This is a genomic window from bacterium (assembly GCA_013360195.1).
Taxonomy (GTDB): Bacteria; Electryoneota; RPQS01; order RPQS01; family RPQS01; genus JABWCQ01.
Genome location: JABWCQ010000002.1, coordinates 361807 through 377290 on the forward strand (window position 1 = coordinate 361807; position 15484 = coordinate 377290).

A 15484-nucleotide genomic window follows, 5' to 3' on the forward strand; every position below is an offset into this window, starting at 1 on the left:
ATAGCGGAGCCTAAGAAGGTTCCGCTTTCTTTTTGAAAAACACAACACGATTGGTGACGATTTCTAATTCAAGATTGAATTGTCGCGCTATCCAAGTGAAAGTCTTGTTTGAATAGAAACTCACATGAGTCGGGTCCTGAATGTACCACCAATTCGCAAAATCTGTTTCTCGCGTTTGCATCATGGTCATGACGGCAAGAAGGCCAGCAGGTCGCACACACTTGGCCATCTTTTGCCAGTCTTCGAACGGGAACCTGAAATGCTCGACCGTTTCGGCACAAGTTACCCCATCGTACTCGTTCAATAGAACACTTTTGTCGGGCTCGAAATGGGGGTCGTACAGCTTGACAACATAACCTCTTGCTTGCAGTAAACCTGCCATTACTGGTTTCGGCCCGCTGCCAAAATCGAGGACCGTTGACCCCCTTTCGAGCCGTGCAACAAAGGGCGAAATTAACTGCTCCAAGAAATTGAGGTAACCCTGATCCTCTAGTGAATTACGATGAAGTAGGTATCTTTGCCGCTCTTGCTCGGTCGTCAGGTGATAATCGGGATTGACAAACACCAAATCGCACTCTTCACAGCGACAAAGTCGGCGCGCAGAAAACGCTCCAAGATATTGAATTATAGTAGATTGGCATAGCGGACAAGTCACGGTAGTTGGCATATCTTCTTAAATACAAACAGGCACTCGATAGTGCCTGCAAAACTGGAGCGGATGACGGGGCTCGAACCCGCAACAGCTGGCTTGGGAAGCCAGTACTCTACCATTGAGTTACATCCGCAGTTAACACAAATGTATACAATTTCAATTGATTGTCAAGTCAGTAGAAAACGTGAAATCTTCTCTATACTCAAAATGAAGTAAGATCTACGCACAGAAAAATCACAGAACTCCTAGGTGTCCGGAGTGAAACTGATGAATTGGTCCCTGAGATTGCCCAGCAAATCGATCCAATTGATCCAGATTACTGACACAACAAGCACAAAGTGCAGAAGCACAAGAAATAGAAAAGGAGTTCCTGATGAAGGTAATACCGTTAATGGCAATCCTGATCATGGCAATTGGCTGTTCACATGATTTTGGCGCGAACCCTCAACTTCCGGCAACAGCAAATGAAGCGACCTGGAAAGTGTCGCCGGATGTTGCCGACGAACAGCCTGTCACTGACATTGAACCAGAGTTGCCACTTTGCGAAGTCGAGCGTTTCGGCTATATCAAGCTGTCAACTCCATCACTTTACCCCGTGCGCTGCAGAATTGGAGGCAATCTTACTGTGACCGTACGGCCTGGACGAACTACACAAGTCCAAGCATCGATGGGCACCCAGAGCCTTGAGTGGTGGCCAACTGAGACCAGTCACTATACGACCAGCGTAATAGTAAGTGTGTGTAAATCCGTCGAGTCAGCATTTGATCCTGCACATCCGTGCGAGTACCGGCACGCACAGTAATCCCGTTCCATAGTGAATTCAACGAAGGCGGCTTGGTGTCGCCTTCGTTTTTATTCTGGCTTTACTGAAACATATTTCTTCAAGAACTCAGTGGCTTTCGAGTAAGCCAGAATTCTATTTTGGGTTTTGGCAAGTCCATGTCCTTCATCTTCGAACAACAGGTATTCTACAATTCCGCCACGATCGCGAATCGCCTTGACCATTTGGTCCGCCTCGGATTGCGGAACTCTTGGATCGTTCGCACCCTGAATCACGAATAAAGGAGCTTTAATTTTGTCAACGTGATTCAGAGGAGAAATTGACTCAAGAAATGCGCGATCAGAAGACAATGATCCGTACTCTGCTTCACGAAGTGCTCTCCGGTATTTGCCGGTATTCTCAAGAAATGTTACGAAGTTTGATATACCGACAACATCAATTCCGGCGGCAAACAAGTCGGGGTACATCGTCAATCCAGCTAACACCATAAACCCTCCGTAGCTGCCACCATACAGGACAATTCTGCTTCCGTCAATGTCCTTCCTCCCTTTCAACCACTTTGCGGCGTACTCGATATCACGCACGGAATCCATGCGTTTTTGCACATCATCTAGCGTTAAGTAGGTCCGGCCGTAACCTGATGATCCTCTCACATTCGGTTCAAGTATCGCAAATCCATTGTGAAGCCAGTATTGAAACAGGCCTGAGAGATCAGGTCGTGCTTGAGATTCCGGTCCTCCATGTATCGCAATTATGACCGGTGCTTTACCAGCATCGCCAACGGGACTATAGAAGTAGGCTGGAATCTTGCGACCATCAAATGTCTCATACTCGACAGTTTCAGGGGCAACAAAAAGTGATAACGGGACACCGCCAGTCGCGGACGACGTCAGCTGATATAGTCTGTCCGTAAGCGGTTCATAGATCCATATGTCGAACGGCTTGGTTGCGTTTCCAAAAGTCACTGCCAGTCTGGTGCCATCTGGTGAAAAGGTCAAACCTTGTATGATCCCTTCTGGAAAACGATATCCTTGCACTCTGCGGTCTTTCGCTATCGAATAGTAATTAAATCTGGAATAGCCGTTGTCATTGGTAATGAACGCATACCCGGAACCATCAGGTGCGACTGAAAGTATCTCAATCTCCGCGTCCGGTGTCTCAAACCAAGTCCACTGCTTCGACTCAAGGTTGTACGAAGTTATACCGGCATACTCACGCCCCTTGTTGCTAATGCAGAAGATATTCTTCCCCGCATGATCAAAGTGCGGATGGCTGTAAAGTTCATTTCCTGTATGCTGTGTGATGTTATCGACCGAATTCGACACCCTGTCCCAAACAAGCAGATCTGTGTTAACATTCGAGTAGTCGACGGTCATCAGAAGGAACCTACCGTCAGCAGAATAGCGTTTTGCTGAAATGTGCCCTCCCCCATCGTAAATCAGTCGTGGTTCAGCCTCGGCAAGATGGTGCTCATACACATCGAAGTCAACACCATTCCTCTTATTCGTCGCATAGCAGAAAACTGAACCATCATTAGACCAACTCCCGAAACGGTATATTGCCTCGTCTTCTTGAACAAGGGGCACTAATGGCGACTGGCCGGGATTCAACAAGTAAAGTTTCGATTTCTCACTGCCGCCCCGCGCAGCAGAAACGATCATCTGTGTCGCGTTCACTGGCGACCACCAAACACCATCAACGCCATCTTCTTCAAAAGTCAACTGATTGATTGGCCCAGGACGATCAAAACTCCGCCAAACTTGCGGCTGGCCACTGATGTTCGTAATATATGCGACCTCGGTGCCGGACGGACTGAATGTGGCGCGAGTGGCTGTTTGAATATTCAAGAACTGCGAAACAGTGTAGTCCTGACAGAACGCGTTTGTGGCCCCCAGAACGATGCAAGTAATAATCAATTTGGAGAGTTTCATGCCGTCAACGGTAAAATGTTATCGTACCACACACGCTCAACCTGCCTCATAAGGTTTTCGCGCGAATCATTATTCTCAATAAGGACATCGGCAAACATAATTTTTCCAATCATGGACGCTTGCAGACTCATTCTTCGCAAGATGTCGTCCCTTGAAAACTTCTCGCCGATGCGGCTCATAACCAACTCATGGTCAGCCAATACGCCTATTGTCAAATCAAACTCCCGTTCAATCCCCCACTCAAAAATGAGGGCGGCATCGAAGACGATGACCCGTGAGTTTGATGATTGAAATGCTGACAACCATCTCATGTGTATGGCGGGAAAAGTCAGCTTCGTCAGCCAATCGATCATGCGTTGTTCAGCAAACACACGTTGCGCGATTCTGCCCCTGTCAAATGAGCCATCCGGCCGTAACACAGTGTCTCCAAGTACTCGCTGAATCTCAACTTTAACAGAAGGGTCATTTTCAACAACCTCTCGACCAAGTTCGTCGCCCGAGACGATTTCAGCTCCATAATTTTCAAGCAATGATGCAACGGTCGATTTTCCGCTGCCAATGCCTCCGGCGAGTCCGACTGATATCTTCTTCAACGTATGACTGCCAGTTTTCCCAGCTTCTCCTGCCCATTTGCTTCGATTCGATATAGGTAGATGCCAGATGCGACGGTCTGCCCATCCTCTGTCAACAGGTCCCACTCCTCGTGTCCACTGGCACTCTTGTGCTCAAGTTTCCTTATTAGTTTGCCTTGAAGTGAGTAGATTCTAATTGATGCATCGACAGGAAGCGCAGCAAAAAAGACACCAGTCGATCCGAATGCACCGGAACCTTTGAATGGATTTGGGTACACATAAGCATTGTCAAGGTCCTGAGCACTCTGACTAATCTGAATTGTGGTCTCTTCCAGATACCCTCCCCTTGTCGAAGCAATTGGTGCAATCTCAATGTAAACTCTATGACCGACGGCACCGACGGGATAGCGTTCATCTAACCTTACTCGAAATCGCAGCCCATCCGACGTAACCGATTGCACGGTTTGGGCATTATACGGCACATTATCCCTTCTCGGATCAATGATTCTGAACTTCGATGGTAATACAGAATCAACTTCTAGTGGCTCGGAGAAGACTATCTCTACTTCTCGCCCGACCGGAGCGTCAACAAGTGAATGCGCCACAACATAGGGTCTTGCAACATCAATGTTCTCGATCGTGAAACTTACCCTTTTCTCGGCCTCGGGAAGAGGGGTGCCCTGAATGTCACTTATTCGTCCCAGTTGTAATGTGTACTGGCCGGGTTCAAAAGGTGTGTCGAAAGAGAGATAGACCCTGCGAGCCCCTTCGCTGCCGGAGATAACAGATGGCATTGTGCCGTCCAGAAGCCGCCAGTTCCCTTGCACAAACACCGATGCCCCCATTTGTTCGCTGAATTGGACAAAGACTACACTTGGACTGACTTGTACTGCAGTGTCCTGCACCGTAGGGGGATGATTCGGAGTCAAACGAAGAACGTTTGAATACACGCTTATGGGCTGTGCAAACGAGGTATCGTAGGTCGCCACGGCGACCTGATATTCGATATCGATGTCTGCGGCCGTCCAATCAAACGAGGTTGAGGTGGTGACACTTATTAATTCATAGGGAGCGTTACCCTCTGAGGCGTAAACTTCGTAGTGTACTGCTCCTGGAACGGCGGTCCATTCCAAATGGAGAGTCGTCTCGTCCTGCGGAATGCCTGAAAGCACAGGAGGGAAAGGTGCGTTACTCTGTGTGACAGCATCTTCAATACGAACTTGGACGTCACCATTTGATGCAAGGATTTCTGGCAGACCATTGCCATCAATATCGGCTACAGTCATCGCACCGGCTTCCGATGGGAAACTATACCACTTAACCTCTAAACCCCCGCTTGAGTCGTTCCAATAGAATATATAATAGTCAGGATAAGATGAAATCAGAAGATCATCACAACCATCAGAATAAACATCCGCGCACTTCACGGAGGCTGGATTGAACGACACGTTCTCATTGCCAAGGATCGCAACACTGTCTACTGCAATTAAACTGTTGTCCCCATTCGCCGCAAAAACATAGTAGTCCCAACCCGACAGAAGTCTCTGGCTTTCCGATGAAGGGCCGGTATTTGACCTGCAACCTGCTATTAACTCTGGAACACCATCACAATTCAAGTCGCCGGCTTCAAGCCATGCCGTTGCATCATTTTGGCGCAAACGGGTCGTCCATACCGGCAGCATTTCACTTCCTGTCCACTCATTCCAAATAATATCACCATCGTAGTCTCCGTAAACAACATCAAGTCTCCCGTCGGAATCGAAGTCACCAACTGCTGAACCAGGGGGGCCCATACTATTCAGTCCTGTCGAGATGTTCGCTAATGTATCCCGAATCGTAAGTGAAAAGTCACTGCTAACACGGAATAGCGCCATCCGGGAGCTATTTCCTATGTTTGTACGGGCGAGGATATCACTTCTTCCTGATGTCGAGTCAATCACCACGTATTTACTGATGACGAATTCAGTGTAAAAGTCAGGGCTCTGAAACACAAGGTTGTTCAGTATGGAGCAAGAGTCTGTTTGCTCCCATATTCGCGATTCAATGCCTCGTCGCGCAGCTAGTTCGATTTTTCCATCTCCATCGGCGTCACCGATGACTTGCGGGATGTGTGGTCCGTATGTATTCTCAGTTTCCACAAATTGAGTACCATTCCATTCAAATGATTCGAGTGTGTCAACAGTGTTCAAGTTGTCAACGGGCAGAAGCCAAATCTCGAGGAAACCGTCGCAGTCGTAGTCACTAACCTGACTGCAAACAATTCCATGCGGTAAATTCGTGTCGCGAGAATTGAAGAAATAAGGCCGTATACTATTCTCTGTAGAATTGTACGCAAAAGGTGCTGTACGCGCAAATTCTCCGATAAGATTTGTGACTTGCAGGACCGCTTGCCATTCACCCGTGTAACGGCTCTGAGATATGACTGCCACATGATCCTTGCCGACATATCCAAAGTCTTCGCGGACGGAGTCGCCGGCACTGTTTGTCATAAGCAGCGTCGCGCGGCTGAACTGGTTGCTCCACGCGATAACTTGCTGTCCATATCCAGGTCCATCAAGGACAGTACGCGAGACGACACTGTCGATAACGGGTGGCGCATTCTGCACATACAAGTGTGCCATGTCAACCGACTGCGAGCCTGTTGTCGCGCGAACCGTCAACCGAACAACAAGCACCGTGTCCGTATTCGGTGCATTAAGTATTGCCAGAGTATCATTCGAGACTCTGGAAGAGGAACTTGTCACACGCTGCCAAGTGCGAGGATTCTCACCATATCCGGCATCAATCGTGAAGTCTGAGAAGGCAGTGCCTTTGGCATCCCCGATAATTGCAATCGTTCCTCTAACGCCAGTGTCAGTTCGAGGCAACGAAATTCTCGCCACAGCATCCGCACCAAACTGTGCGCGCTCCACGGCTCGTCGCGCGTTCACTCTACCGTTAACAGTTGAGGAGTCCCAACCCTCAATACCAATGTCCTCAGCGGTCGAACGGAGTAAGTCAAGGATATCATCGGAGGAGAGAGACGGATTAACCGAAATCATGAGGCCGGCAACTCCTGCAACAATCGGCGCGGCATAACTCGTCCCGGATGTAAAAACCCACTCGCCGCATGTGCCGCCAAGGATTGTCGAAAGGATATCAACTCCCGGCGCCATTATTTCTACTGACGGACCTAGATTCGAGAAGGATGCCCGGCGATCGAATCTGTCAGTAGCGCCGACACCTATCACCTCTGGAAAACCTGACGGGTAATGTATGCCGTTGTTGTTTGCATTTCCCGCCGAAGCGACAAGAACGACGCCAGCCTCATGAGCAATTGAAATAACCTCCCGCAGCAACGGTGAAGCGACAACATCGCCGAAACTCATGTTGATTATTGAAGCCCCGTTTGCTGCACCGTACAGGATAGCGGCAGCAACGTCATCCTCCTCAAGAGTACCATTTGCGTTCCCTGCACGAAGGGGCATTATCCGGCAGCTAAAACCTATCGATGGGAAGCAATCCGGATTGTCAGAAGTTGCTGCTGCACAACCGGAAACATATGTACCATGTCCCATCTCATCCATGGGGTCGTTATCTCGATCGAGATAGTCACCGCCTGCGGGCAGGCTGGGAGCGTCCACAAAGTCCCAGCCTATGGTGTCATCAATGAAACCGTTGTTATCGTCATCAACACCATTGTCCGCAATCTCTCCACGGTTGTGCCAGATATTTTCTCGAAGATCGCGATGTATGTAATCAACGCCAGTGTCGATAATTCCTATTATGACGTTCGAATCCCCGCGTGTAATTTCCCACGCCAGCTCTGCTTCAATTTTGTGTAGCCACCATGCCTCGCCGTAAAGACTGTCTCTCGGAACAAAAGGATCATCCAACGAATGAACAACTTGATAATGATTATTCAAGGCTGTCCACTCAATTTCGATGTCACTGGAAAGGAGATCTACAGTTTCGGCGATCTCTTCGTTGCTTCGCAAACTAATCAATACTATACGTTCGAGTGGATGGGATAGGTGTGAATAGTTTGCGAACGGTACGCTTGCCGTCGCTCCGTCATCAAGGAGATCGTTGACTGTGGATGAAGCCGTGTAAAGACTTCCGTCTAAAGAAGAATACTGTACAGGTGCACGAAGCTTTACGAATAGTAAGTCAGGCGAGTGAGTCGCGAATACATTGCAGGCGCTTAAGACCAACGTTGCGAGAAATCCAAACTGTCTCAAGTATACTCCTCCGTTTTCAGAACACGTGGGCTATTCTGCCCGCGCAAAGGCCAGAACTCGAACCTCAGCAATACCACTTTCCTTCAAAACTCGAGCGCACTCGGCGACCGTTGCGCCCGTAGTTACGACATCGTCAACAAGCAATACTGATTTCGGTGTTTCTCCTTTATGCGAGTATCTGAATGCATTCCTCACATTCTCAGCTCGCTGTCGAAATCCTTGCCCGCTTTGAGCAGGAGTATTCTTAACACGCTTCAAAAGAACTTGTACTTCCAAGCCCGTTCGTTTTGAGAGTTCTTGACAAAGCAGCATACTTTGATTGTACGATCGATCTCCGTGTCTCAGCCAATGAAGGGGAACGGGCGTCAATATGTCGTCGCTGTCGATGAAGCCGCTCGGCAGTGTCCTGACTAGGAAGTCAACCATCTTCGGAACTAACGATGTGTGACCGTCAAACTTCATTGCGTGCACAATTTCTCGAGTTATGCCGGCCTCATGGAATGCAAAGCCTGCATGCAAGCGGTCAACGTGCTTTGGCAGCTTTTCCTTGGCATCTTTTTCAATCCGCGGCAGATCCGCCCAGCATGCGTCGCAAAAGAGAATTGACGAAACATGCATCGGTCTTGAACAGTTCAGACACTGGGCAGGATAGATCAAGGACCAAAAAGGCCATTCTCTGAGTTTCCCGATTCTCATCAGTTTTCCGACCGCTGTCTGCCTTTTGTGATTGGCTTCAACGTAAGTTTCAAGGCTTGGTCGAGGTCATGAACGAAATGGAATTTCAGCCTGGACTTAATGTGCTCAGGAACATAGAAAAGGTCCTTTTCGTTAGCCTTTGGCATTACTATCGTAGAGATACCGCGCCGGGCTGCAGCAACAATCTTTTCTCGAATTCCACCGACCGGCAATATGTTACCTGTAAGGGTAATTTCGCCGGTCATGCACATGTCGTTGCGAACAGCCTTTTTTGAAAGGAGTGACGCCAGTGACGAAGCTAACGCAATTCCGGCACTCGGTCCCTCTTTAGGCTGTGCGCCTTCAGGAACATGCAGATGAACATCAAACTTCACAAAACTCTCTTCGGAGATTCCCATTTCCACCGAGTGGGCACGAAGGTAAGACAATGCGATTTGAGCAGACTCTTTCATAACCTCTCCCAGCTGACCGGTCACTTGAAGCTTGCCGGAACCGGGCATCGAGGTCGACTCAATCACCAGAATCTCTCCACCAACAGGCGTCCAGGCTAATCCAAGTGAAACACCGATTTGAGGCGATTCCGGCAATCCATCCTCCGCAAACGGTGCGGGGCCTAAATACTGTGATACAGACTTTGACGTTATGGTTACGCGTCGTCGCTTGCCCTCAGCGACACTTCGGGCAATCTTTCGACATATAGCTCCAATCTTCTGCTCAAGCTTTCGTACCCCCGCCTCTCGCGTGTATCCTCTGATAATTGCACGCATTCCATCTTCATTAATTGTCAAGTTACTCGTCTTCAGGCCCGCTTCTTCAATTTGACGGGGCAAAAGGTACCGTATTCCGATTTGTACCTTCTCATCAGTAATGTAACTTGGAATTTCGATAATCTCCATGCGGTCGCGCAATGGACCTGGTATAAGCCCGATGTCATTAGCGGTTGTAATGAAGAAAACTGACGAGAGATCGAATTCAACATCCAAATAGTGATCGGAAAATGTGAAATTTTGAGCCGGATCTAAGACTTCAAGCAGGGCAGATGCAGGATCTCCTCTAAAATCCATTCCCAGCTTGTCAATCTCGTCAAGCATGATCACCGGGTTCTTGACGCCGACACGTCTGATCGATTGTATGATTCTTCCCGGCATGGCTCCAACATATGTGCGACGGTGTCCGCGGATTTCCGCTTCATCGCGTACTCCGCCGAGACTCATCCTAACAAACTCACGATTCATCGACCTGGCGATTGAACGTCCCAGCGATGTCTTTCCAACTCCTGGTGGTCCGGCAAAACACAGGATGGGTCCGCGATTATCATGCTTCAGTTTTCTGACAGCAAGAAACTCGAGAATCCTGGTCTTCACTTCATTAAGCCCGTAATGATCCTCATCAAGCTCCCGTTCAGCCTGCAAGAGATTCAATTCGTCAACAGAGGCCTTGCTCCATGGTAAACTTACAAGCCATTCAATATAGGTCCTGGAAACGGAATATTCCGCTGAAGAAACCGACATAACGCGCATGCGGTCAAGTTCCTTCTTTGCGGCCTCGGCAGCGTGAGCGGGCATTGCCGCTTCGACAATCCTCTTTTCGAAATCAGAAATCTCAGCGCTCGTCTCGCTTTCTTCGCCAAGTTCGCGCTTAATGGCCTTCAACTGTTCACGCAGGTAGTACTCTTTCTGATTCGATTCAAGTTCCTTTTCGACTTTGCCTCGAATTTCAGTTCCGATTTTCAGCAATTCCAGTTCGCGAGACAAATGAGTTGCCACCAATGCGAGCCTGGACTCAAGCGGATTCTCCTCTAGAATCTGTTGCTTTTCGCCGATGGACAGATTCAGATTTGATGCAACGATGTCAGCCAGTGCACCGGGATCCGCGATGTTATGCACAGCAATACGAACTTCGTCCGGTAATGCGTTTTCTTCAGCATATTTTGAAAAGTCACCTACGATAGTACGGGTCAGTCCTTCAATCTGGATTGTGCTTTCACGCGGAATAGGTAAAGGCTGAATTTTCACTTGAAGATATGGATCCGTCTTCAGAATCTCAAGACGTTTGACACGCACCATTCCTTGAATTAGGACACGAATTGAGTCATCCGGCATCCTGAACATCTTCATGATATGCGCCGCTGTACCGACCGAGTAGAACTGATCCTCAGGTTTATCACTGCGCGGCGACTGCGCGCGCGAAAATGCCGCCACAACGCGGTGACTTGCCAATGCGTCATTGATCATCGTGATCATGGCCGGAGACGAGATGGCTAGAGGCACAATCGTATTGGGAAACACCAGGACGTCGTTTAACAGCAGCGCCGGACAATGCTCAGGAATCCTGATCGGACCTTCCCCCCCATTGCCCGATTGACTTTTTGACTGACTTGTATTTTGTTCTGAATTGCTCATGACCATTCCTCAGGGAATTGCGCCTTGCGGCAAGAGACTGCCCATTCCCGGGAGACCCAGGGAATCTCAATTCGCAATACGCCGAGCTCGGCAGAGACTTGAGTCTTCTGAGTATCGAGCCCCTCCGGCAGTGATATCACCCGTTCAAAGTTTCCGCGAGAAATTTCGACATGAAAGAATTCACGTCGTCCCGCAATCTCTGCGTCACGTCTTGATCCTTGAACACGAACCCATTTGGCTCCAAATTCAAATCGAATTTCCTCGGGCAGGACTCCTGGAACGTGGATCTCAATAACAACTCGCTGGTCATTTCCGTACACGTCTACCGCCGGAATCCACTGCGCCCGTTCACCCCAGGGCAAGGGTCTGTTGCCGTGTTCAACACGGATATATTCGAATCGGAAGGTTCTGGAGTGTTCGTCATCCGAATCTGCAAGACGTAGCCGAATTCTGCCATTCTGAATCATGTCTGCTCCTTTTCGAGGAACGATTCTGACTCGATAGTAATCATATAATTGATTTTATTTGGTTTAGACGAAATAATCCTTGACTTTAAATATATCCAATATTGGTCTAAAGGTCAAGTAATTTATTGGCTTAGAGTGAACACTTGCAATCCCGTAACTTGTGTAGTAAATTACCTGTTTGGAGCAGATGACAAAAAATGAACTCGACGCGAATGGACATTGTAAAGACATCGATAGTAGCCATGTTCGTTGTTTTGGGGCAACTTGAAACAGCCTTGGCACAGACATTTGACACAGTTCGAGTGGCGACCTATAATGTACTGAACTATCCCGGCAGTACTTCGGCAGCACGGAACCCCGAATTCAGAATGATTTTGCGTGCAATTGACCCGGATGTTCTGATAGTTCAAGAAATGCAGTCAAGCAGTGGATTGAACGAGTTTCTGAATCAGGTCTTGAACTTCGGACAACCGGGCTTATACAGCGCAGCGCTATTCGATGATGGGCCAGACTCCGATAATGGTCTATTCTACAAGTCATCAAGGGTGTCGCTTCAAGGGCAAGTCACACTATCGACTCAATTGCGGGATATAAACGGGTACATCCTCCGCCCTGCAGGAGTCGCTTCAGACACCCTCGATTTTCGAGTATACTCCGCGCATTTCAAAGCAAGTCAGGGATTTGAATCAGATCGATTGGCGGAGGCAACTATTGTGCGCAATCATCTGAACTCTCTTGGGCCAGGACACTACATTTTTGGCGGTGATTTGAATCTTTACACAAGCAGCGAGCCTGCCTACGACTTGCTTCTAGCGAACCAAGCGGATAACGACGGGCGGCTGTACGACATTCAAAACTCACCGGGCTCATGGCATGACAATGCGAATTTCGCGTCTGTACATACTCAGTCGCCGCGCTTAACGGATTTAGGTGACGGAGGGTCAACCGGAGGCCTCGACGATCGTTTTGATTTCCTCTTGCCGACCTATCAGTTTCAGAGTTTCCCGTCGTGGCAGGTCGTTGCCGGCAGCTATACCGTCTTTGGAAACGACGGAGCCCACTTTGGTCAATCAGTGAACAACGGCACGAACTTCGCGGTTCCCGATAGTATTGCAGACGCTCTTCATGTATCGTCCGACCACTTGCCTGTCTTTGTTGATATCGTAAGACAAGTCTCCGCACCTCCGTCGGTAAGTCTGATTCAGCCCAATGGTGGACAGAGCTACGGAGAAGGCGATTCCATACAAGTGCTGTGGAACAGTCAAAACTACTCAGGACTGGTATCCTTATCATTAAGCCGCACAGGCGCAAGCGGAACTTATGAGACTATTGCTGACTTGACAGCTAACGATGGACAGTTTACATGGGTTGTATCTGGCGCCCCAACGAATCAAGCAAGGATCAAAGTCGTGCTTTCCGATTCGCCTGCGATATTCGACGTATCAGACAGCGACTTTGCAATTTTCGACCGGGATCTCGCAGTGTTCACTCCGGCTGCGGGAGATTCAGTGTCCATCGGTTCTATACTGGACATCCAATGGACTGCTGTCAACGTTAGCGGTAATGTTCGCATTGAACTCAAGCGATCACCGTCTACACCTGGATGGGAATTGCTTTCCTCGTCAACTCCAAACTCGGGCTATTTCGGATGGATTGCAACGATGCCAGCCTCGGACTCGGCAATCGTACGAGTAGTTTCTGTGGCAGCCCAGTCCGTGGGCGACAGCTCTGGCATGTTTAAGATTCGGGACAATTCAGCGAACACGCCTCCTGTAATTCTACATAATCAAGTTTGTGATGCTGTCCCGGGAATTTCCAATTTCTTTTGCCATGTACAGGACGACGGAGATCATGACTTGCCTGCATTATTAATCTCCGCTGACGGCTTTGGTTCGTTGGATAGTGTAACTCTGCTACCCTCATCGCCTGAAGGATTCGCGGTAGGAATTTCATTGGACATTGGAATATATGAGTATTTCCTTCGAGTCACTGACGCCAATGGTCTATCATCGCAGACGGATACTTTCACTTTTGCAGTAACCGAGGAGTGTATCATTGAACTTGCTTATGACGATGGTTCGGCCGAGTCATATCAATGGTCCCCGGATGTCGGGATGTCATGGGCAGTTCGATTTTCGCCAACCTCATTTCCGTTCGTGTTATGCGCTGCAGAAATCGCGATATCCGCCGCCAGACCGGACTCTTTGCACGGCGAGATGGTGGTCGCTGTCCTGGATATCAATGGCATTGGAGGCTTGCCGGGTGATACCATCGGTGTTCGAACAACCGGGACACTTCCCAATTTTCCAGATGGACTGGGGCATCAGGGATTGACTTGGGGACGCTACGCCTTAACAGGATTGGAGTTTGAACCAATTGTGGTAAACTCGGATTTCTACTTAGCGGTGAGTCAGGCCCGGTGTGCATTTGGCTTGGATACGAGTTCGACAGTCCATAGCCGTTCTTTCTTGTGGGACTCTTGTGAAAACATGTGGTTACAGGAAGGTGCTGGCCATGGAAATACGAGGACAGGTAATCGAATGATCAGGGCAACCGGGTACTCACTTCTCCCGCCTGACTTAGTGATCCGAGCCTCAGGCAATGATATCGTGTTGCATTGGTCCCACACGGGTGCCTCAGAATACCGGATTTTCAAGTCGTTTTCGCCCTTGATCCCGCTCGACCAACCAGTGGCGACAACTGGTGACTCGACATGGACAGACGTGGGGGTCCTGCAGAGCCACACGACCGCATTCTACGTTGTGACTTCAGCGTTGCCCTAGGCACTTGAAATTCCCATGAATAGTTGCTTAATTAGCATTAACTAACAACATACCCGACAGGAACACACATGAAGTTCGGATGGGTCGAGATACTTTTGATAATGGCGATTGTTCTGCTTCTTTTCGGTGGAAAGAGAATACCCGAACTGATGCGGGGTCTTGGCCGTGGTGCTCGCGAGTTCAAGGAAGGTCTTCATGGCGAGGGCAATGATCCGAAGAAACCGTGAGTGGTTTTGCTGATGCAATCCTTGACTTCTGTTCAACGGATGGTTATATTACTTACTATAACTAATATAGTGAGGTCCTATGACCGGTCGAGACGGTAAGTTCTATTCTTCCAAAGACGTCTGCGAGAACTTGCAGATTTCTAAGTCTACACTTTTCAAATGGGAACGTGAAGGCCTGATTACCAAGGTACGACGTGACTGGCGAGGTTGGCGACTCTACGACGAGCGGAATATGGAGGAAATTCGGCAGAATATTGAAAAGCAAAAGGCTGCCGAATCCAAGCCGCGATCCTCGTATGTCCTTGTAGTAGATGATGATACGATGATTTTGCAGGTCATGTCTGACCTATTGCAAGCGGCCGGATACGACGTCTTAACTGCTTCAAGCGGAGATGAGGCGATCGCAATCCATATGGACAAACAGCCGGCGCTGACTTTTCTGGATGTCAAATTGCGGGGAAAGAGCGGAATCGACGTTTTTCGAGAGATAAAGTCGGCAGATCCAGGTTCGATAATCGTTATCCTGACAGGTTATCCAAAAATCGAGGACACGGTCCAGGTAATCAAAGAAGGGGCGTACAATTATCTTACCAAGCCCATAAAGAGTGAAGAACTGCTTGAAATGGTTGCTGAAGTCATCCGTCCGTAACCACTTAGCATTTGAATTTAACGATCACTGCGCCCCGTCGCCCCGGCTTCGGGGCGCTTTCTCCTGCAATTCAGGAAACCTCACTAAGCGTATTTGCGTTCCCA

General features: G+C 48.9%; 11 protein-coding genes and 1 tRNA gene. 4 read left to right on the plus strand and 8 right to left on the minus strand.

Translation table 11 applies throughout. The features are described from left to right. Nucleotides 1-10 precede the first annotated feature (10 nt). Together HUU59_02850 and HUU59_02855 are read right to left on the minus strand one after the other, a co-directional pair. Nucleotides 11-655 carry a class I SAM-dependent methyltransferase gene (locus HUU59_02850; GenBank protein ID NUO18367.1) on the minus strand — a complete coding sequence of 215 codons (645 nt, stop codon included), beginning with the start codon at nucleotides 653-655 and terminating at the stop codon, nucleotides 11-13. 55 nt (nucleotides 656-710) lie between these two features. Then, nucleotides 711-785, minus strand: a tRNA-Gly gene (locus HUU59_02855). A 240-nt stretch (nucleotides 786-1025) separates the two neighbouring features. Here HUU59_02855 and HUU59_02860 point away from each other — a divergent pair. Continuing rightward, nucleotides 1026-1454: a hypothetical protein gene (locus HUU59_02860; protein ID NUO18368.1), complete on the plus strand. Its 429-nt coding sequence runs from the start codon at nucleotides 1026-1028 to the stop codon at nucleotides 1452-1454. 50 nt (nucleotides 1455-1504) lie between these two features. Here HUU59_02860 and HUU59_02865 read toward each other — a convergent pair whose 3' ends face one another. The 6 genes from HUU59_02865 to HUU59_02890 form a co-directional block, all read right to left on the minus strand. After that, a complete protein-coding gene (locus HUU59_02865) occupies nucleotides 1505-3364 on the minus strand; it encodes a S9 family peptidase (protein ID NUO18369.1) in 1860 nt (619 codons plus the stop codon). Next, complete coding sequence (gene coaE, locus HUU59_02870) at nucleotides 3361-3957, minus strand: dephospho-CoA kinase (GenBank protein NUO18370.1); 597 nt, start codon at nucleotides 3955-3957, stop codon at nucleotides 3361-3363. The genes HUU59_02865 and coaE overlap by 4 nt, the downstream gene beginning before the upstream one ends. Next, on the minus strand, nucleotides 3954-8156 hold the full coding sequence (locus HUU59_02875) for a S8 family serine peptidase (protein NUO18371.1): 4203 nt from the start codon (nucleotides 8154-8156) through the stop codon (nucleotides 3954-3956). The genes coaE and HUU59_02875 overlap by 4 nt, the downstream gene beginning before the upstream one ends. Nucleotides 8157-8186: 30 nt before the next feature. Further along, nucleotides 8187-8774, minus strand: a complete 588-nt coding sequence (locus HUU59_02880) for a ComF family protein (GenBank protein ID NUO18372.1) — start codon at nucleotides 8772-8774, stop codon at nucleotides 8187-8189. Between the two features lie 77 nt (nucleotides 8775-8851). Further along, nucleotides 8852-11254, minus strand: a complete 2403-nt coding sequence (lon, locus tag HUU59_02885) for an endopeptidase La (GenBank protein ID NUO18373.1) — start codon at nucleotides 11252-11254, stop codon at nucleotides 8852-8854. Next, a complete protein-coding gene (locus HUU59_02890; protein NUO18374.1) occupies nucleotides 11251-11721 on the minus strand; it encodes an Hsp20/alpha crystallin family protein in 471 nt (156 codons plus the stop codon). Before HUU59_02890 ends, lon begins: the two co-directional genes overlap by 4 nt. A 197-nt stretch (nucleotides 11722-11918) precedes the next feature. On the opposite strand from HUU59_02890, the gene HUU59_02895 reads away from it, so the two are divergent. The 3 genes from HUU59_02895 (at nucleotide 11919) to HUU59_02905 (ending at nucleotide 15380) form a co-directional block, all read left to right on the plus strand. Continuing rightward, nucleotides 11919-14504, plus strand: a complete 2586-nt coding sequence (locus HUU59_02895; protein ID NUO18375.1) for a hypothetical protein — start codon at nucleotides 11919-11921, stop codon at nucleotides 14502-14504. 68 nt (nucleotides 14505-14572) lie between these two features. Next, the gene (locus HUU59_02900) at nucleotides 14573-14731 is read left to right on the plus strand and encodes a twin-arginine translocase TatA/TatE family subunit (protein ID NUO18376.1); all 159 of its coding nucleotides are present in this window, start codon (nucleotides 14573-14575) and stop codon (nucleotides 14729-14731) included. Nucleotides 14732-14810: 79 nt separating this feature from the next. Beyond that, on the plus strand, nucleotides 14811-15380 hold the full coding sequence (locus tag HUU59_02905; GenBank protein NUO18377.1) for a response regulator: 570 nt from the start codon (nucleotides 14811-14813) through the stop codon (nucleotides 15378-15380). The last annotated feature ends 104 nt before the right edge of the window (nucleotides 15381-15484 follow it).

Coding starts and splice junctions, on each gene's coding strand:
- HUU59_02860 (NUO18368.1), top strand. CDS start 1,026: ATGAAGGTAATACCGTTAATGGCAATCCTGATCATGGCAATTGGCTGT.
- HUU59_02865 (NUO18369.1), bottom strand. CDS start 3,364: ATGAAACTCTCCAAATTGATTATTACTTGCATCGTTCTGGGGGCCACA.
- HUU59_02880 (NUO18372.1), bottom strand. CDS start 8,774: ATGCATGTTTCGTCAATTCTCTTTTGCGACGCATGCTGGGCGGATCTG.
- lon (NUO18373.1), bottom strand. CDS start 11,254: ATGAGCAATTCAGAACAAAATACAAGTCAGTCAAAAAGTCAATCGGGC.
- HUU59_02890 (NUO18374.1), bottom strand. CDS start 11,721: ATGATTCAGAATGGCAGAATTCGGCTACGTCTTGCAGATTCGGATGAC.
- HUU59_02895 (NUO18375.1), top strand. CDS start 11,919: ATGAACTCGACGCGAATGGACATTGTAAAGACATCGATAGTAGCCATG.
- HUU59_02900 (NUO18376.1), top strand. CDS start 14,573: ATGAAGTTCGGATGGGTCGAGATACTTTTGATAATGGCGATTGTTCTG.
- HUU59_02905 (NUO18377.1), top strand. CDS start 14,811: ATGACCGGTCGAGACGGTAAGTTCTATTCTTCCAAAGACGTCTGCGAG.